Origin of the sequence: Sulfitobacter sp. (assembly GCF_036961165.1) — a bacterium.
GTDB lineage: Bacteria > Pseudomonadota > Alphaproteobacteria > Rhodobacterales > Rhodobacteraceae > Sulfitobacter.
This window is the reverse complement of sequence record NZ_JBALVJ010000015.1, coordinates 1-17,605: the sequence shown is the minus strand read 5'-3', so window position 1 is coordinate 17,605 and position 17,605 is coordinate 1. Positions and strand designations below refer to the sequence as shown.

15 protein-coding genes and 1 tRNA gene are annotated in these 17,605 nt (G+C 56.9%); 7 read left to right on the top strand and 9 right to left on the bottom strand.

Going from position 1 to position 17,605, the window contains the following annotated elements; all coding sequences use genetic code 11:
* The first annotated feature begins 51 nt into the window (after positions 1–51).
* Complete coding sequence (locus V7730_RS09145; protein ID WP_335747290.1) at positions 52–1,707, top strand: ABC transporter permease; 1,656 nt, start codon at positions 52–54, stop codon at positions 1,705–1,707.
* Between the two features lie 56 nt (positions 1,708–1,763).
* On the opposite strand, the gene yghU is transcribed toward V7730_RS09145, so the two are convergent.
* Positions 1,764–2,627, bottom strand: coding sequence for a glutathione-dependent disulfide-bond oxidoreductase (gene yghU / locus V7730_RS09140; RefSeq protein WP_335747338.1), 864 nt, complete (start codon positions 2,625–2,627; stop codon positions 1,764–1,766).
* A 151-nt stretch (positions 2,628–2,778) separates the two neighbouring features.
* Here yghU and V7730_RS09135 point away from each other — a divergent pair, with 151 nt between their 5' ends.
* The gene (locus V7730_RS09135) at positions 2,779–3,408 is read left to right on the top strand and encodes a hypothetical protein (protein WP_335747289.1); all 630 of its coding nucleotides are present in this window, start codon (positions 2,779–2,781) and stop codon (positions 3,406–3,408) included.
* A 62-nt stretch (positions 3,409–3,470) separates the two neighbouring features.
* Here V7730_RS09135 and ykgO read toward each other — a convergent pair whose 3' ends face one another.
* Both ykgO and V7730_RS09125 read right to left on the bottom strand, forming a co-directional pair.
* Positions 3,471–3,596 (bottom strand): type B 50S ribosomal protein L36, encoded by a 126-nt coding sequence (ykgO, locus tag V7730_RS09130; RefSeq protein WP_025058716.1) that lies wholly within the window; start codon positions 3,594–3,596, stop codon positions 3,471–3,473.
* Positions 3,597–3,681: 85 nt separating this feature from the next.
* Positions 3,682–3,756 (bottom strand) — tRNA-Val (locus V7730_RS09125).
* A 151-nt stretch (positions 3,757–3,907) separates the two neighbouring features.
* Between V7730_RS09125 and V7730_RS09120 the strand changes: the two genes are divergently transcribed.
* On the top strand, positions 3,908–4,768 hold the full coding sequence (locus tag V7730_RS09120) for an N-formylglutamate amidohydrolase (protein WP_335747288.1): 861 nt from the start codon (positions 3,908–3,910) through the stop codon (positions 4,766–4,768).
* A gap of 4 nt (positions 4,769–4,772) precedes the next feature.
* On the opposite strand, the gene V7730_RS09115 is transcribed toward V7730_RS09120, so the two are convergent.
* The gene (locus tag V7730_RS09115; RefSeq protein WP_335747287.1) at positions 4,773–6,026 is read right to left on the bottom strand and encodes a DNA polymerase IV; all 1,254 of its coding nucleotides are present in this window, start codon (positions 6,024–6,026) and stop codon (positions 4,773–4,775) included.
* A 60-nt stretch (positions 6,027–6,086) separates the two neighbouring features.
* Here V7730_RS09115 and V7730_RS09110 point away from each other — a divergent pair, with 60 nt between their 5' ends.
* A complete protein-coding gene (locus V7730_RS09110) occupies positions 6,087–6,539 on the top strand; it encodes an NUDIX hydrolase (RefSeq protein WP_335747286.1) in 453 nt (150 codons plus the stop codon).
* A 177-nt stretch (positions 6,540–6,716) separates the two neighbouring features.
* Here the strand turns inward: V7730_RS09110 and pyrF are convergent, their stop codons facing one another.
* Entirely contained in the window at positions 6,717–7,436 is a 720-nt protein-coding gene (gene pyrF / locus V7730_RS09105; protein WP_335747285.1) for an orotidine-5'-phosphate decarboxylase, read from the bottom strand.
* A 228-nt stretch (positions 7,437–7,664) separates the two neighbouring features.
* A complete protein-coding gene (locus V7730_RS09100) occupies positions 7,665–7,979 on the bottom strand; it encodes an orotidine 5-phosphate decarboxylase (RefSeq protein WP_335747284.1) in 315 nt (104 codons plus the stop codon).
* Between the two features lie 362 nt (positions 7,980–8,341).
* Between V7730_RS09100 and clpB the strand changes: the two genes are divergently transcribed.
* Positions 8,342–10,957, top strand: coding sequence for an ATP-dependent chaperone ClpB (gene clpB / locus V7730_RS09095; RefSeq protein ID WP_335747283.1), 2,616 nt, complete (start codon positions 8,342–8,344; stop codon positions 10,955–10,957).
* Between the two features lie 51 nt (positions 10,958–11,008).
* Here the strand turns inward: clpB and V7730_RS09090 are convergent, their stop codons facing one another.
* From V7730_RS09090 to V7730_RS09080, 3 genes are all read right to left on the bottom strand, one after another.
* The gene (locus tag V7730_RS09090; protein ID WP_335747282.1) at positions 11,009–12,421 is read right to left on the bottom strand and encodes a calcium-binding protein; all 1,413 of its coding nucleotides are present in this window, start codon (positions 12,419–12,421) and stop codon (positions 11,009–11,011) included.
* Between the two features lie 330 nt (positions 12,422–12,751).
* On the bottom strand, positions 12,752–14,491 hold the full coding sequence (locus tag V7730_RS09085) for a calcium-binding protein (RefSeq protein ID WP_335747281.1): 1,740 nt from the start codon (positions 14,489–14,491) through the stop codon (positions 12,752–12,754).
* 336 nt (positions 14,492–14,827) lie between these two features.
* The gene (locus V7730_RS09080; protein WP_335747280.1) at positions 14,828–15,310 is read right to left on the bottom strand and encodes a fasciclin domain-containing protein; all 483 of its coding nucleotides are present in this window, start codon (positions 15,308–15,310) and stop codon (positions 14,828–14,830) included.
* Between the two features lie 397 nt (positions 15,311–15,707).
* Between V7730_RS09080 and msrP the strand changes: the two genes are divergently transcribed.
* Complete coding sequence (gene msrP, locus V7730_RS09075; RefSeq protein ID WP_335747279.1) at positions 15,708–16,619, top strand: protein-methionine-sulfoxide reductase catalytic subunit MsrP; 912 nt, start codon at positions 15,708–15,710, stop codon at positions 16,617–16,619.
* A 95-nt stretch (positions 16,620–16,714) separates the two neighbouring features.
* Positions 16,715–17,320 carry a protein-methionine-sulfoxide reductase heme-binding subunit MsrQ gene (gene msrQ, locus V7730_RS09070; RefSeq protein WP_335747278.1) on the top strand — a complete coding sequence of 202 codons (606 nt, stop codon included), beginning with the start codon at positions 16,715–16,717 and terminating at the stop codon, positions 17,318–17,320.
* Positions 17,321–17,605 lie beyond the last annotated feature (285 nt).

Here is a 17,605-nt window from a genome sequence, read left to right as displayed (position 1 = left end):
TGCCTTATCGGAGCATCTGGCCTTTCCGAGTAAAATAGTCGACATAGACGCATGGCCGATGCGACGACTCCTTCCAGCAAGAAAAAACGCGATGGCGTGCGCGCGCTGTCGGGCGTTGCCGTATTTGTGGCGGCCATTTGCGCTTTACCCATGCTGGCAGTGCTTTTGGCAGCGATTTCAGGCGGGACAGAGACCGTGCAGTTGCTGGCGCAGACAGTGCTGGGTGGCTATGCGCGCACCACTTTTACGTTGGTCGTACTGGTGGCATTGGGCACTTTCAGTATCGGTGTCGGTGCTGCGTGGCTGGTCACTATGACCCGTTTTCCTGGCGTACGGCTGTTCGAGATCGGGCTGGTGCTGCCGTTGGCCTTTCCGGCCTATGTGCTGGCTTATGCCTATACTCACGTGTTGGATCATCCCGGAATCGTCCAAACCACTCTTCGCGATCTGACAGGTTGGGGGCCACGTGACTATTGGTTCCCCGAGATACGCTCGCTTGGCGGAGCGGCGGCGATGCTGGTGCTGGTGCTGTATCCTTATGTCTATCTGCTGGCGCGGGCGGCGTTCCTACAACAAAGCGGAACCACGTTTCTGGCCGCGCGTGCGTTGGGTTCTTCGCCTTGGGCCGCGTTCTTTAAGGTCAGCCTTCCCCTTGCAAGGCCGGCGATTGCGGGCGGGGTGCTGCTGACGGTGATGGAGACTATCGCAGACTTCGGAACCGTTGCGTATTTCGGTGTGCAGACATTTGCCACAGGTATCTACACCAGCTGGTTTTCGCTGTTTGATCGCGTCGGTGCTGCGCAACTGGCGCTGTGCTTGCTCAGCTTTGCGCTGCTCCTGGCGATGCTGGAGCGGATGCAGCGCGGCGATGCAAAGTACCACGACCCCGCGCGCCGTGCCAAAGCTGCACCGGCGGTACAGTTGCGCGGATGGCGTGCAGGCTTAGCGATGATGCTTTGCGGGGTACCTGTTGTGTTTGGTGCGCTGCTACCCATTGCGGTGTTGTTCGTTATGGGCTTGGGATCAGAGCAGAATTTGTTCAGCGCGCGTTATTTGGGTTTCATCAAGAACTCGGCCACTTTGGCGTTGGTCGCCGCGGTGGTAACTGTGACCGCAGCGATCAGTGTCGGCTTTTTCCAGCGGATGCATGGTGGACGTTTGGCGCAAGGCGCGGCCTATGTGGCGCGGCTGGGCTATGCGGTGCCGGGCGGTGTGATTGCCGTGGGTTTGCTGGTGCCCTTTGCCGCCTTCGATAACGCGCTTGATGCGTGGATGCGCAGCACATTTGATATTTCGACGGGCTTGCTCATTACCGGTTCTATCTGGTTGCTTGTGGTGGCCTATATGGTCCGCTTCTTGGCTGCTGCATTGGGTGCCTATGAAGGCGGGCAGGCGATGGTGCATGTGAACATGGACGCGGCCTCACGATCGCTGGGGCAGGGGCCGATGGGTACGCTGCGCCGCGTGCACCTGCCGATCCTCGCACCAAGCCTTCTAACGGCTCTGTTGATCGTATTTGTCGACGTGATGAAAGAACTGCCAGCCACCCTTATCATGCGGCCGTTCAACTTTGACACGCTTGCGGTGCAAGCCTACCGGCTGGCCAGTGACGAAAGGCTCGAAGGCGCGGCAGTGCCGAGCCTTGTGATCGTGGCGATGGGGCTGTTGCCAGTGATTCTGATCTGCCGTCAGGTCGGGCGCCGCTAAGGCGTTTGGCACAGGAAGCCCGCGCGCCAGGAAAAACCGGCGCGCGAGGATGTCAGTTAGTCTTTTGCGACTTTGTCTTGGGTCTTTGTCTCGAAATCGCTGGCATCGTGACGCTCATGCAGCTGCATGGACAGATCGTCCCCAAACGCGCGATTGACCATGCGGCCCCGCGTAACAGCAGGACGTTTGTCAATCGCTTCGGCCCAGCGGAGCACGTTTTTGTAGCTGGTCACATCAAGGAACTCAGCCGCGGAATAGAGGCGGCCAAGAACCAGCTGACCATACCACGCCCAAATCGCAATATCTGCGATGGAATAGTCTCCGGCAAACCATTTGTTCTCTGCTAGATGCCGGTCCATCACGTCGAGCTGACGCTTGGTTTCCATCGAGAAGCGGTTGATCGGGTACTCGAATTTCTCAGGGGCGTAGGCGTAGAAGTGGCCAAAGCCGCCACCGAGATACGGCGCAGAGCCCATCTGCCAGAACAGCCAGCTCATCATCTCGGTCCGCTGGGCGGGGTCTTTGGGCACGAACGCGCCAAATTTTTCCGCAAGGTATAGCAGAATCGCACCGCTTTCGAACACGCGCTGCGGGGTGTCACCGGAGCGGTCCATCAGCGCAGGAATCTTTGAGTTCGGGTTGATGTCCACAAAGTCGGAGCCAAACTGCTGGCCCTCACCGATATTGATCAACCAAGCGTCATACTCGGCGCCCGTATGGCCGGCGGCCAGCAACTCTTCGAGCAGGATGGTGACTTTGACGCCATTTGGCGTTGCCAGCGAATAAAGCTGCAGCGGGTGCTTGCCGATCTCAAGGGTCTTGTCGTGGGTGGCTCCTGCGATGGGGCGGTTGATAGAAGCGAACTTCCCGCCGCTTTCGCTATCCCATGTCCAGACTTTTGGTGGGGTGTATTCGGCCATAGTTCTATCCTTTTCAATATTCTGACTGTTGCCGGCATATTGCGCAGCAGCAGAGGCAAGTACCAGTGCGGATTGCTTGATCAGCTGTGGCTGGTGCCAGATGTCAGCTGTGGTAGGCTTCATGCGTCTGCTACTTCACTTAGGAGAGATCATGGCGCAAACAATGGTTGGATGGTTCAGAATAGCTTTACTGCTGTTTGCGCTGGTGTTGCCTGCGACACTGATTGCTCAAGCGGGTCCAGAAAACACGACCCAACCCCGGCATGGCTTGATGTGGAACAAGACCGGTTTACCGGGCGTGTTTCCACTGCTCGTCAAAACCAACGTTGGTGAAAACTATGTCCTGTTGCTGTCCCGCGCAGAAACTGGAACGGACGCTTTCGCTGCGTTTATCGTTGGGGGGCGGTTCTTTAAGGTTCTAGTCCCACCTGGAACCTACCGCGTGCGGTTCGCAGCCGGAGTGCGATGGCAGGGGGAAGACGCGATGTTCGGCCGACAAGGTGAGACAAAGGTCATTGAATTGCCTGAGGCGCTTACCTTTGAGGTGCACGGGTTCGGCACCAAAGCAGGTCATAAGATTGATCTGACTGACCGTGGTTCAGGGGAAATGGCAGGGTTGCGCGTTGAGCCAGAGTTGATCTGTCAGAGAATCGCTTGGGATATCAGTCAATGCGGTACGGCTGGGGGGGCGACGTTGATCGGATGTAACGGGGATCATGCGTCTGGAGGACTGATGCCCTTTGTAGGGCGTAGGTTCAAACTGCGCACTGTTGTCTGTTGAGCAAACAACAAAAAGGCCGCTCCGGCGGGAGCAGCCTTTTTAAGTCACCAAGAAGAGGCGGTTCAACCCTGACGGGCTTTAAAGCGCTTCTGGGTTTTATTGATCACGTAAACGCGGCCTTTGCGACGCACAACACGGCAGTCGCGGTGCCGGTTTTTAAGCGAGCGGAGCGAATTTCGAACTTTCATCAGTTCCATCCTTCCAGTTATGTGGCGCGGGCCAGCGCCGGGTTACGGGCAGCACGTTCGCGAGGCGAACATGCCAGTGAATACATGGTGGGCGATACTGGGATCGAACCAGTGACCCCTTCGATGTCAACGAAGTGCTCTACCGCTGAGCTAATCACCCACTATATGAACGCGATTCCCTAGCCCCAAACGAAATTGGGGCGCGAATACACCGCGCCGTCCGCGTGCTATAAAAGGAGTCGCAACTGTGATCAAGGGCTTTTGGCTTTGTTATAATCTGCGCTATGTCTTTTATTTGAAAGGATACGCATATGCCCGCTTCTGCTTTTGATGTTTTGCTGCCTGCCAGGCCCACGTCATGTGTTGTATTTGCCTCACCTCACTCGGGTCGGGACTATAGCTGGTCGTTCCTGCGCAAGACGGTTTTGAACGAACATGCGATCCGCTCCTCCGAAGATGCCTTCGTAGATACGCTGTTTGAATGTGCGCCGGAATACGGCGCGGCCTTTATTAAGGCTGGGGCGCCACGGGCCTACGTGGACCTCAACCGCGCACGGGACGAGCTTGATCCCGCATTGATCGAAGGGGTGCGGCGTGTCGGGCACAATCCGCGTGTATCATCCGGTTTGGGGGTCATTCCGCGTGTGGTGGCCAACGGGCGCGCCATTTATCGCGGCAAAATGACTATGGAAGAGGCGCAAGAGCGGATTCAATGCTATTGGGAACCCTATCACAATCGCCTGCAGGCACTGCTAGACACAGCTCACACGCGCCATGGGCAGACGGTTCTGATTGATTGCCACTCTATGCCGCATGAAGCGATGGACGGAGTGGCGCGTTCAGGAATGCGCCGACCTGACGTTGTGCTGGGCGACCGCTTTGGCGCGGCCGCAAGCGGCGATGTGGTGGATCGGATCGAGGCTGCCTTTTCCGAGGCGGGCTTTGTCCTGACTCGCAACGCGCCATTTGCGGGCGCTTACATTACGCAGGCTTACGGGCGACCCGCCAAGGGGCAACACGCTGTTCAGGTCGAAATTGACCGGTCTTTGTACATGAATGAGCAGTTGATCCGTCCCAATGGCGATTTTGAGTCGGTTCAGGCTGCTTTGCGCGGTGTGATTCGGCAGGTCGCAGCCATAGGGGAAGGCCGCATTCCGCTGGCAGCAGAGTAATACGCTAGCGCAGTGTGCGGCCCTTAACGATCGCGCGCGCGCCAAAACGGTCGCGGATCGCGTCTGCTGCGCGCTCGGCCTTTGATCGACGGCCCGCGTCAGGATCAAGCAGATCCTCTAGTTTATCAGCGCCCGCTGCATCGCTCAGGTCGGATAGTCCGCATCCTAGCAACCTGTATGGGCCATTTTCTTTCACTTGATCAAATAGCCCGCGTGCGGTGCGGTAAATCCGGTCGGCAAGCTGGGTGGGATCACTGAGGGCCACGCGCCGTGACAGCAGCGTATGATCCGCGCGCTTGAGCTTGAGCGTCACCACTCGGCCGGCCAAATTCTTCGCCTTGGCGCGGCATGCTACCTTCTCGGCCATCCGCCAGATGTGCCCGTCCAACAAATCCGCGTCAGAGGTGTCTACGTTGAACGTCGTCTCATTGGAGATGGATTTCATCGGGGCATGGGATGAGATGCGGCGCCTATCCTGCCCGCGTGCCAGATGGTACAAACGTTCTCCCATGCCGCCGAAACGCGCAACCAGATCGGCCTGCTCCCAGCGCAACAGGTCGGTGAACGTGCGGATGCCGGCCTTGTCTAGCGATGCCTGCGCTGCTGCCCCTACCCCCCAGATCATGCGCACAGGTTTATCGCGTAGAAACTCTTGGGTCTCGGCCTTGCCAATCACGGAGAAGCCGTGCGGTTTGTCGAGATCGGATGCGACTTTGGCCAGAAACTTGTTATGGCTCAACCCGATCGAGCCGGTGAGGCCTAGTTCGGTTTTCATGCGGCGCACGAGGTGGGCGAGCATCACAGCAGGCGGTGCGCCGTGCAGACGGGCGGTGCCGCTCATATCCAGAAACGCCTCATCCAGCGACAACGGTTCGATTGCTGGGGTGAGTTCCACCATCATGGCGCGGATCGCGTGGGAGGCCTTGACATATTCCTCCATGCGCGGACGGATCACCACAGCATCGGGGCACAGTTTGAGCGCCTGAAACATTGGCATGGCGGACCGAACACCGCGGATGCGTGCGACGTAGCAGGCCGTCGAGACAACGCCGCGCTGTCCGCCACCGATGATGACAGGTTTACCTTCAAGCGACGGATCATCGCGCTTTTCAACGGACGCGTAGAAAGCATCGCAATCCATATGCGCAACGCTCAAATCCCACAGTTCAGGGTGCCGCGTCACCCGCGGACTGGCGCAGGACGGACACCGGCGGGCATCGTCAAATTGGGTCAGGCAATCGCGGCATAGGGCTGGCATGGCGGGGATTGTGATCTATCAAGGGATGATTAACTATAAACCTCCCAACCGGAGAGAGCCATGCAATTCGACATAGAGCCATATACGGGGGCGACGTTTGCGGGGGCCAAACTAGCGCTTTATCTTGGGGATGAATTGGCGGTGATCTTGCGCGATGCGGCGCCTGGCCTGATCTATGCGGATCATTGGGATTTGCCCGGTGGTGGTCGCGAGGGTGCAGAGACGCCCATGGAGTGCGCTTTGCGTGAATGCCGCGAGGAATTGGGGCTGCACGTTCCGGAGCAAGCAGTCTGTTGGGGGCGTTCCTTTGCCGAAGGACCTTTGGTCAAATGGTTTTTTGTGGGGCATTTGCCGCAGTCGGCCCGGTCAGATGTGATATTTGGAGATGAGGGCCAGCAGTGGCGCATGATGCGTGAAGACGCATTTATCGCACATCCCAAAGCAGTCCCGTCGTTTCAGGAGCGGCTTGCCATGTGGGTCGCGACACGCGCCGCGACCCTTGAAATTAAATAATTTTATCCGAAAAACCCCCCCGCTTATAATAGCGGGGGGAAGGTGACGAACATCAGGAAGATCGAGTTCGTCGGGGAGTATCACCATCCAACGCATATCATGAAAAGCTTGCTTCACCTAGTTGGGCAAATGTCGACGCTGCGTCAAATGAAACCCTGTGTTCGATTTAGCACACGTTCAGGTTGACGCTGTGACACCTGCCATCTCGGCGAGAACCGCCCGAGCGGCCTCGGCGGGGTCGGCGGCACGGTGGATTGGACGACCAATGACCACGTGGTTTGCCCCGTTGCGGATCGCTTCGGCAGGGGTCGCGACGCGTTTTTGATCTCCCAGATCGGCTCCGATAGGGCGGACGCCGGGGGTCACGATGAGCTTGCCGACTGCCTCTGGTAGCGCGCGGATCATTGCGGCCTCTTGCGGCGAGGCAATGACGCCGTCGGCCCCTGCCTCAAACGCATTGATGGCGCGCGCGACCACCAGTTCGGGCAGATCGCCGGCGCGGATCAAGCCTGCGTCAAGGTCCGCACGGTCCAGCGAGGTCAGGATCGTCACGCCGAGGATTTTCAGGTTGCTACCGGCTGCGCCTTCTTTGGCGGCGCGCACGACGTGCGGATCGCCGTGAACAGTCAGGAAATCGAGATCGAATTGCGCGAGCCCACGTACAGCAGCTTCGACTGTAGCGCCGATGTCGAACAGCTTCATATCGAGAAAGATGCGCTTGCCCTGCTCTTGCTTTAGCTCATTAGCCAAGGCCAGCCCGCCACCAGTCAGCATACCCAACCCAATCTTGTAAAAGCTCACCAAATCTCCAAGCTTGGCCGCAAGTTCGAGGCCGGCAACGGCATTGGGAACATCAAGGGCAACAATCAGGCGGTCATCGGCAGGGGAATTGGTCATCGGGCAAGCTCCATCAGGCAGGGGTGTGACAAACGTCTTGGGGCATAGGCGATGGTGCGCACGGTGTATATGAAAAAAGACCCGGTCGCCGAGGGAGGGCAGACCGGGTCACAGTGTCAGAGACAGTGCAGGCAGGCTAACGTCTCTGGCTTTGCGTGGCCGCAATGTGCGTTGGGGACAATCAACACATACGCCCTACGCCTCCGCAAATAGGGTGGGTGGTGGCGCTCAGGCCGCGTGGTTCATAGGTCCGAAGCCGAGCTGGGCGAGCCACACACGTGGATCAAAGCGCTGGCGACCGGCGCGTGTGCTGGCGACATGGCGGCGCATCTGGGAATACATACCCTTGCCTGTCTTGTGGCGGCGCAGGGCCTGCTTTTCCAAGCCACGGGACGCTTGTTCAAAACTCATGGTAATAGGCGCCTCAATGGCGCAGGGATATTTCGCGGTTTCGGTGTCGGACATCACAGTCACCAATGCCTCAAAGCACTGAGTGCCAGCGTTATAAACCACATCGGTGATCTGTACTTTGGTCTGTTCCATTTTCTCAACCTCTTCTGCTACCGTATGTTCGGAGCTTCTGTGCTTATTTGGACACTTCCGATGAAAATTAAACTGTTCAGATTGAAAAAAGTTTCCCCCTCTTTTCAGAAAAATTCCGAATCAAACGAATCCGCATTAATTCCAGGTGGTTAGCATCGGTCATTTTCCGCCGATCTTCGTGATATATGGCTATGTTTTGTGTCAGAGCGGTGAGGAAGGTACGCTTCGTGCCTGAAAAATGCAGGGTGGATGATCTTGATCAAAGAAGGTCTGCATCCCAAATGAGTAATGTGAGGTCCACACCAGATGTATGCCGCCAAGCGGGTGCATCTCCAAGTGGGCGCTTTTAAAAGGAGAATGCCATGGACTTGAATAAGTTCACGGAGCGGTCGCGCGGGTTCGTGCAGGCTGCCCAGACAATTGCAACGCGGGAAAGCCACCAGCGGTTGGCCCCCGAGCATTTGCTAAAAGCACTTATGGACGACGAAGAGGGGCTCGCAAGCAACCTCATCAACGCGTCTGGCGGGGACGCTGCTGCGGTCAAACAAGCCGTGGATATTGCGTTGGGCAAGATGCCCAAGGTCAGCGGTGATGCGGCCCAAACCTATCTGGATGGCGCAACGAATCGCGTTTTGGCAGAGGCCGAAGCGCTGGCAAGGAAGGCGGGCGACAGCTTTGTTCCGGTCGAGCGTGTTTTGATGGCGCTGTGTATGGTGAAATCCGAAGCCAAGACAGCGTTGGAAGCCGGTAAGGTTTCGGCTCAAGGCCTGAACACCGCGATCAATGATCTGCGCAAGGGGCGCACGGCTGACAGCGCCAGCGCCGAAGACGGTTATGACGCGCTGAAGAAATATGCCCAGGATCTGACCGCACGCGCCGAAGAGGGCAAGATTGACCCGATCATTGGTCGTGACGAGGAAATCCGCCGCACGATGCAGGTGCTCAGCCGCCGGACCAAGAATAACCCGGTCCTGATCGGGGAACCGGGCGTGGGTAAAACCGCGATTGCCGAGGGCCTTGCCCTGCGCATCATCAACGGTGATGTGCCCGAAAGCCTGCGCAACAAAAAGCTGTTGGCGCTGGATATGGGTGCGCTGATCGCCGGTGCAAAATATCGCGGTGAATTTGAGGAACGCCTGAAGGCGGTTCTGACCGAGGTGACAGAGGCCGCGGGCCAGGTGATCTTGTTCATCGATGAGATGCATACGCTGGTGGGTGCGGGTGCAGGCGACGGCGCAATGGACGCGGCTAACCTGATCAAACCTGCACTGGCACGCGGTGAGCTGCACTGTATCGGTGCAACGACGCTGGACGAATACCGCAAGTACGTCGAGAAAGACGCAGCCCTTGCGCGGCGCTTCCAGCCTGTGATGGTGCTGGAGCCCACAGTTGAAGACACCATCAGTATTCTGCGCGGTATTAAAGAAAAGTACGAACTGCACCACGGTGTGCGGATTGCGGATAGCGCGCTGGTCGCGGCGGCGACGCTGAGCCACCGCTATATCACTGATCGTTTCCTGCCCGACAAGGCTATCGACTTGATGGACGAAGCGGCAAGCCGTCTGCGCATGGAAGTGGATAGCAAGCCAGAAGAGCTGGACGCACTGGATCGCCAGATCTTGCAGTTACAGATTGAGGAAGAAGCGCTGAAGGCCGAGGACGATCAAGCTAGCAAGGACCGTCTGGAAACGCTTCAGAAAGATCTGGCAGCGCTGAAAGAACGCAGCGATGCAATGACGGCCGCTTGGCAGGCAGAGCGTGACAAACTGGCTGGTGCCCGCGACATCAAGGAAAAGCTGGACCGTGCGCGTGCCGAGCTGGATATCGCCAAGCGTGATGGTAACCTCGCAAAAGCGGGTGAGCTTTCCTATGGCGTGATCCCGGAGTTGGAGCGTGAACTGGTTGAAGCCGAAAGCCGCGAAGAAGGCATGATGGTGGAAGAGGCTGTGCGCCCTGACCAGATCGCAAGCGTGGTTGAGCGCTGGACCGGCATTCCCGCAGGTAAGATGTTGGAAGGTGAGCGCGAAAAGCTGCTGCAGATGGAAGATCAGCTGCACGGTCGCGTCATTGGCCAGGATGCTGCCGTAAAGGCGGTTGCCAATGCAGTGCGCCGTTCGCGCGCGGGTCTGAACGACGAAGACCGTCCGCTGGGCAGCTTCCTGTTTCTTGGGCCAACTGGTGTTGGTAAGACTGAGCTGACCAAGGCCGTGGCTGAGTTCATGTTCGATGACGATAGCGCGATGGTGCGGATCGACATGTCCGAGTTCATGGAGAAACATGCTGTGTCCCGCCTGATCGGTGCCCCTCCGGGTTATGTCGGGTATGATGAAGGTGGTGTGCTGACCGAGGCTGTTCGCCGTCGCCCCTATCAGGTGGTGCTATTCGACGAGGTCGAAAAGGCGCATCCGGACGTGTTCAACGTGTTGCTGCAGGTGCTCGATGATGGTGTGCTGACCGATGGTCAAGGCCGGACGGTGGACTTCAAACAGACACTGATCATCCTGACGTCGAACCTTGGTGCGCAATCACTCAGCATGGCGCCCGAAGGCAGTGACATGGTTGAAGCCAAGAAAGACGTTATGGAAGCGGTGCGTGGACATTTCCGCCCCGAATTCCTGAACCGTCTGGACGAGACGATTATATTTGACCGCCTCAACCGCAAGGATATGGATGGCATCGTAACGATCCAGATGGCACGCCTTCTCAAGCGGCTTGCAGCCCGCAAGATTGAGCTTCAGCTTGACGATGCAGCGCGCAAGTGGCTTGCGGACGAGGGGTATGACCCTGTCTTCGGCGCGCGCCCGCTGAAACGGGTAATCCAGTCCTCGTTGCAGAACCCGCTGGCAGAGATGTTGCTCGCAGGTGATGTGAATGATGGGGATTTGATCCCAGTGACAGCCGGTGCGGACGGTTTGATTATCGGTGATCGGATCGCACCCAGCAACCGGCCCAAGCCGGATGATGCGACCGTCCACTAATGCAAAAAGGCCCGCAGTGATGCGGGCCTTTTCATTTTGAATGAAGCGGTTTTAGAATACGAAGTCAGCGTCGCTGATCAGCGTTGCGTCTGTGTCTAGCAAGGTGACCGATGCTGGCCCGCCTGCCGTGATGACGGTGTCTGTGCCGTTCTGGGCGATGAACAGATCGGCAGCGCTGTTGACACCGACGAATCCGGAGAAGTCGAGCAGATCGGCGCCGTCTTCGAAATCCGTGATCGTGGCGCGGTGCGAGTCGATCTCGAAGATGAAGGTATCGGCACCGACGCCGCCAGTCATCAGGTCTTTGCCGATGCCACCGTTCAGGATGTCGTTCCCGTCACCGCCATTGAGCAGGTCATTGCCATGATCGCCGGTCAGCGTATCGTCGCCCGTACCGCCATAGATACGGTCATTGTTCCGGCCGCCGTCCAGCACGTCATTACCGACATCGCCTTCGAGCAGGTCGTTGCCGTCGCCGCCCAATGCAACATCGTCACCTTCGCCGTCTGTCAGCTTGTCTCGGCCTAAACCGCCTTCAAGGTGGTCATCGCCTGCTTTGCCGTCCAACTGATCATCGCCGTCGTTGCCATACATGAAATCGACACCGGATTTGCCGTTTGTCTTGTCGTTGACCACATCTCCGTTAAAGACATTGTCCACGAGAATGAAATCGTCGTTGTCCAATTCGGCTGCCGCGCGGCCTTTGAGCGTGATCTGGTTGCCGTTACCCAGATCAATAGCGGCGTTTCCTTCTACATCTGTAACCGTCAGGTCTTCGATTGCGTTAATGCCAAGAGCTTGGATATCGATCTTGTCCTCGCCGAGGGTGAAGTCGGTGATGACATCTGCGCCGCTGGCTGCGCCGATCACGAAGACATCGTTGTCCGCTCCACCTGTCAGGGTGTCATTGCCTGCGTCACCGTTGACGGTGTCATTGCCTGCGCCGCCGTCAAACGTATCATCCCCGCCCAACAGAGAGACATTGTCATCACCTGTGGTCCCGATATAGGCATCTGCGCCTTCGGTAATTGCCGGAGGGGCGACATATTCTGTCAAGGTCAGTTCGTAAGCTTCGGATGAGCCATCGCCTTCCATGCGCTGCGAAAAGCTCGCGCGGGTAACGGCGGTGAATTCGAAAGATACGGTGTTGCCATCAATCCGAAGCTCCGACGTGATGGCCGAGCCGAAATCCTGAGCCCCGCCGGAGATAACGCCGTTGTTGATATTGAAGTTTGCAGCGACGTAGATGAACTGGTCCATCAGATACAGGCTGGTGAACCCTGCAAGGTCATCAACAGTAAAGCTGACTGTATAGGTCTCGCCGATGGTCAGCCCTTCGAGGTTGACGCCATCAACAGCATCGGTCCCCCCAAGCGTACCGTTAAATGTATCGCCCACAAGGACGCGATAGCTGCCCATACCTGCGCTGTGCGTCGCGTCGATGCCTTCGTTAAGAATAGCCATATCGTTTGCCTCAAAAAGTTTCTTAGAAATGCTTGAGGCAAGCGCCGATCACGGTCGCGGGTCTACTTAGGTCATTTGGCGGAAATATGTCTGATTTAAGTTTTATTTTCAGTAGGTTGGTGGAGTTTGCTTCGATTTTCTCCACTGCCGGTCATGATTAAGACATGACGTTGTAAGGGGCAGGTGGATTCGCTGCCTTGGCGCGTCCCTATACGAGAGCCTCTCAGGCGCGCCTAATGAGCGCCGGCGTAGCGATTTTGCAGCTGAAGTGTTTGGCAGAGAAGGGCACCTGCAGCGGTGCCCTTCACATATTCTCTTACGAGCGTAGAATTAGATCAACAGATCAAAGTCCGAATTGTCCAAGGCGGACAAAAGTGTGTTCTCGATCGTAATGCTGTCACGCAGGCTGAGGGTGATGACAACATCAGAACCAAGTTGGGCCATCGCCAGATCCAATACGTCGGTATAGCCGTAACCGGCGATGCGGATGGTATCGATGCCGTCTTCGAAATCGGTGATGATATCGGCGCGGGTGCGATCATTATCAAAGACAAAGCTGTCAGCGTCTGCACCGCCTGTAAGGATGTCGTCGCCCCAACCACCGATCAGCACGTCGGCGCCATCATCACCCAGTAGTTTGTCTTTTCCGGCGCCGCCGTTCAATGTGTCTGCCCCATCTCCGCCCCAGAGCTGGTCATTGCCGTTCTCGCCAATCAGCGTGTCCTGACCGCTGCCGCCATAGAGACGGTCATTCGCGTTACCGCCGTCCAGATAGTCGTCGCCGTCATTTCCTTCCAGCTTGTCGTTATCAGCCTCGCCGTAAATCGTATCGTTGCCGCTGTCCCCTCTGAGGTGGTCCGCACCGGATCCGCCGGTGATCAGGTCGTTGTCATCACCTCCGTGAAGCGTATCCTTTCCTGTTCCGCCATCGAGCGTGTCTGCCCCTGCGCCGCCAGTGATCCGGTCCGATCCGCCAGCCGCAAACAAGACGTCATAGCCACTGGTGCCGGTGATCGTGTCACTGCCTTCGGAGACAGTGATGACCGGAGCGGTGTCGAGGATGAAGTCGGCGTTGGTCAGCGCGCCATCCGTCAGGCTCGTCAATTCAATATAGTTGCCGTCGCCTGTGTTGATGCGGACACCTGTGCCAGCTTCCCGAATGCTCAATTGGCCAATGTCCCAGACTTTGAGCATGGTCAGATCAATCAGGTCACTGCCTTGGGTGAAGTCTGTTATAATGTCCTGCCCGTCGCCGCGGCGGAACAGGAAGGTGTCAGCGTCGGCACCACCAGTCAGCAGATCGTTGTCCGTGCCACCGTTTAGGGTGTCTTTACCTGTGCCGCCATCAAGGGTGTCGTTGCCCTTGTCGCCCAGCAGGGTGTCATTGCCCGATTCACCGCTCAGAGCGTCTTCTTGATTTTGCCCATCCAGCAGATCATCGTCAGCTCCGCCGAACATAATGTCCCGGCCATTGCCGCCTAGCAGCGTATCGTTGCCCTCGTCCCCGAAAAGCCGGTCGTTGCCACAGACGCCATCAATGAAGTCATTGCCCGTGCCGCCCGTGACAATGTCCGACCCGCCAAGTGCTGAATAGGTATCATCGCCACCGAGCAGATTAATCCGATCGGACGTCATGTTACCGGTAAGATTATCGTCGCCTTCAGTGGGGAAAGGCGAGACGACACCGGTAAGGCTGATTTCATAGACGGCTTCAGCAGAGGTTGAGGTGATGCTGAGCGAAGTCGTGCCGGTAAATGTTGCTGTAAACGTAACTTCACCGGTAAACCCATCGGGGCCGACCGAAGTCACGGGGGTGCTAACGCCATCGGCTGATATGAATATGCTTGAATCGATGCCAAAGACTTCGCCGGAAAACTGGAACGTGTAGGTCACGCCTTCAACAACATTGATTTGAATGGTGTCGGTCGTGTCTTCGGCATCGCCGCCCGAACCGTCAGTGCTGGCGTAGTTCAGACTGCCTCCGAAGGCGTCACCCAGTTCCACAGATACCGGCAGGCCGTTGTTGAAAATGTCGTCAAAAGCGCTTGATTCCGTGTAAGTCGTAGGCATGGAAATTCCCCCAGATGGTCAACATAAAGAATATGATCAAGTCGGGTGGCAGCCCGATGAGGTAAATTGCTAACAGCATTTTTGGCCGATGGCGGAAAATTGTTTGAAATGCGGCATATTTAGGGCAAACTCCCCTTTAGCGTGAAAAGAGTGTTCGCGGTCGCGATACAGTCTTAAGGGACGGCTCGCTTTGTCGCGGGCTTGGAATTGGGGACCTCAGCAGTTCGCGGGTAATTCGGCGCTGGACAGGGGCGCGGTGGTTGATCGGGGCACACAAAAATGCCCGCCGACAGTCGAGATGTCGGCGGGCATAGTCACTCAAGTTTGTGGGCTGGATTAGGAGCCGGGCATGATCACCTTGTCGATGACATGGATCACGCCGTTGGTCGCTTCGATGTCAGCCACTGTAACAGTTGCTTCGTCCACCATCACCCCGTTGTCGAGATCGATCATCACGGTGTCGCCATTCACGGTGGCCGCCTCCATGTCATCGGTCAGGTCGGTGGACATAACTTTGCCAGCAATCACATGGTACGTGAGGATCGCGGCAAGCTGTTCTTTGTTCTCTGGTTTCAGCAGATCTTCGAGTGTGCCTTCGGGCAGCGCGGCAAATGCGGCGTCTGTTGGCGCGAAGACAGTGAACGGGCCATCGCCTTTAAGCGTCTCAACCAGGCCAGCCGCTTCGGCTGCGGCAAGCAATGTGCCAAAGTCACCGGCTGCGGCTGCTGTATCGACGATGTCTTTTGCATGGCCGCCAGCAAAAGCGGATGTTGCCAGAGCGGCAGCTGCGGTCAGGGAAAGTACTGTAGTGCGGAACATAGTGGTCTCCTTGATTGGTGATCAATGCATGTAGTTGCATCAGAAGAGATACGTAGGCCACAGGCTTTGGTTCACTTAAAACGAGGATTTAAACTTCTTGACGCAGAGGGCGTTCGCACTAGTCCCTACACCCTGAGCAACACGCTGCCGAACAACCGGTTTGTGAGCGGAAATGCGCGCGTTTCACAGGGTTCAGTGCGGCATGGTATCCACTTCTCTTGACTGTCGAATAGAGGAGTGGAGTCGAAGCCTGTTGGTGCGAGAGTGGAAGCACCTCAACTAATCTATCTGACACGATCACTGACATTAGGGTGTGCAGAGTGAAATGTAGATCAAAAGGATTTGGTCATCATGCGCGGGGCAGCTACCTTTGATGTAACAACTCAGGAGAGACCCCATGGCCATGCGCTGGAAAAATACGCTTAAAGATCATCAAGTGACGGATGAGGCCGCGTTCCTGAATCGTCGGCAGCTCATGGGCGGCGCGGCCGCAGGGCTTGGCCTCGCGGGGATTGGTGCGGGGGCAGGGTTCGCGGCAGGAGAAGACCTGACGCCGAACAGCTATGAGGACATCACACAATACAATAACTATTACGAGTTCGGCACCGGCAAGGATGATCCGGCTCGTTACGCCGGAACGCTGACCACGCAACCGTGGACCGTCCAGATTGACGGACTGGTGGATCGTCCGGGCGAGTACGCCTTTGAGGACATCATAAAGGCCATGACGATTGAGGAGCGCATCTATCGCTTCCGCTGCGTTGAGGCGTGGTCAATGGTTATTCCGTGGAACGGGTTCGAACTGGCCGATCTGCTGGCTATGGCGGGAATGCAGTCCAGCGCCAAATACGTTGCCCTTGAAACTGCGCTGCGTCCGGACGAGATGCCGGGCGTCGCTTTCCCGGTCCTTGACTGGCCTTATGTGGAGGGGCTGCGGTTGGATGAGGCCATGCACCCGCTAACTATTATGGCTACGGGAATCTACGGCAAAGATATCCCCAACCAGAACGGTGCGCCACTGCGGTTGGTCGTGCCATGGAAGTACGGGTACAAATCCATCAAGTCTGTTGTGCGCATTACCCTGACAGACACCCAGCCCCCTACAAGCTGGAACAAGGCCAACGCCCGCGAATATGGTTTCTATAGTAATGTGAACCCCCAGGTGAACCATCCCCGTTGGAGCCAGGCGAGCGAGCGGGTGATCGGTGGCGGGCTGTTCTCAAAGCGTATCCCGACCCTGATGCTGAACGGCTATGAAGAAGAAGTGGCGGCTCTTTATGCCGACATGGACATGCGCGCGAATTTTTAAAGAGTATGAGGTCTGTTACCAGCCGCGGAGTTCTCAAAACTTCCGGACCGTATTTGTACAAAAACGGGGTGCTGGTTTCAGGCTGAGGACGTGGAATGACTGCTGTGATCAACTCTCTTAACACGGTCCTGCGCTGGGTGCCGATTTGGCTACTCTATATACTATGTCTGCTACCCGTGCCTTGGCTGCTCTATTTGGCGTTAACGGGTGGGCTGGGACGTGAGCCGATCAAGCCGCTCGAGCATGAGCTTGGCGAGATCGCTTTGCAGCTATTGATCGTCGGCCTGTGCATCACACCCTTACGCCAATACTTCGGACTGAACCTACTCCGGTTCCGGCGCGCCATCGGTCTGTTGGCCTTTATATATGTCACCCTGCATCTGATCGTATGGGTTGTCCTCGATATGAGCCTGCTGGGCGCGCAAATGTGGGCGGACATCTGGAAGCGTCCCTACATTACCATCGGTATGGCAGGCTTCGTTACATTGCTGCCGTTGGCGATCACATCCAACAACCTGTCCCTGCGCAAGCTGGGTGCCGCAAAGTGGCGCCAGTTACATAAGCTGACATATGTGGCTGTACTGTTGGGGGGCATCCATTACATCTGGCTGGTCAAGGGCCTCCAGTTGGAGCCACTCCTCTATATGGCAGTGATTCTGGGCCTGTTGGCACTGCGAGTCGTCAAAAGAACCCGAGCCTAGCTATTTGATTCCCCGTTTCATGTCGGATTCGCCCTGCTTCGGGCCGAAGATGGGCATATCTGTGGGTAACCCTGTGGGTAACCCTGTGGATAACTCAAGGTGGTGCAATCCAGAGCCTTCAACCTTACCTTGGGTCCGCGCAATAAACCTGCGCCGAAGGTTCCGTTCGCGCAATTATTTTTACCTAAGTCGTTGAAAAACATTAAAATCGGGTTTTTTGAAAAAAGTCGCATTTCTGTGAAAAAAGCGCTTGCGGGTTTGGTGAACAAACCCTAGAACCCCCCT

Coding starts and splice junctions, on each gene's coding strand:
- V7730_RS09145 (WP_335747290.1), top strand. CDS start 52: ATGGCCGATGCGACGACTCCTTCCAGCAAGAAAAAACGCGATGGCGTG.
- yghU (WP_335747338.1), bottom strand. CDS start 2,627: ATGGCCGAATACACCCCACCAAAAGTCTGGACATGGGATAGCGAAAGC.
- V7730_RS09135 (WP_335747289.1), top strand. CDS start 2,779: ATGGCGCAAACAATGGTTGGATGGTTCAGAATAGCTTTACTGCTGTTT.
- ykgO (WP_025058716.1), bottom strand. CDS start 3,596: ATGAAAGTTCGAAATTCGCTCCGCTCGCTTAAAAACCGGCACCGCGAC.
- V7730_RS09120 (WP_335747288.1), top strand. CDS start 3,908: ATGCCCGCTTCTGCTTTTGATGTTTTGCTGCCTGCCAGGCCCACGTCA.
- V7730_RS09115 (WP_335747287.1), bottom strand. CDS start 6,026: ATGCCAGCCCTATGCCGCGATTGCCTGACCCAATTTGACGATGCCCGC.
- V7730_RS09110 (WP_335747286.1), top strand. CDS start 6,087: ATGCAATTCGACATAGAGCCATATACGGGGGCGACGTTTGCGGGGGCC.
- pyrF (WP_335747285.1), bottom strand. CDS start 7,436: ATGACCAATTCCCCTGCCGATGACCGCCTGATTGTTGCCCTTGATGTT.
- V7730_RS09100 (WP_335747284.1), bottom strand. CDS start 7,979: ATGGAACAGACCAAAGTACAGATCACCGATGTGGTTTATAACGCTGGC.
- clpB (WP_335747283.1), top strand. CDS start 8,342: ATGGACTTGAATAAGTTCACGGAGCGGTCGCGCGGGTTCGTGCAGGCT.
- V7730_RS09090 (WP_335747282.1), bottom strand. CDS start 12,421: ATGGCTATTCTTAACGAAGGCATCGACGCGACGCACAGCGCAGGTATG.
- V7730_RS09085 (WP_335747281.1), bottom strand. CDS start 14,491: ATGCCTACGACTTACACGGAATCAAGCGCTTTTGACGACATTTTCAAC.
- V7730_RS09080 (WP_335747280.1), bottom strand. CDS start 15,310: ATGTTCCGCACTACAGTACTTTCCCTGACCGCAGCTGCCGCTCTGGCA.
- msrP (WP_335747279.1), top strand. CDS start 15,708: ATGGCCATGCGCTGGAAAAATACGCTTAAAGATCATCAAGTGACGGAT.
- msrQ (WP_335747278.1), top strand. CDS start 16,715: ATGACTGCTGTGATCAACTCTCTTAACACGGTCCTGCGCTGGGTGCCG.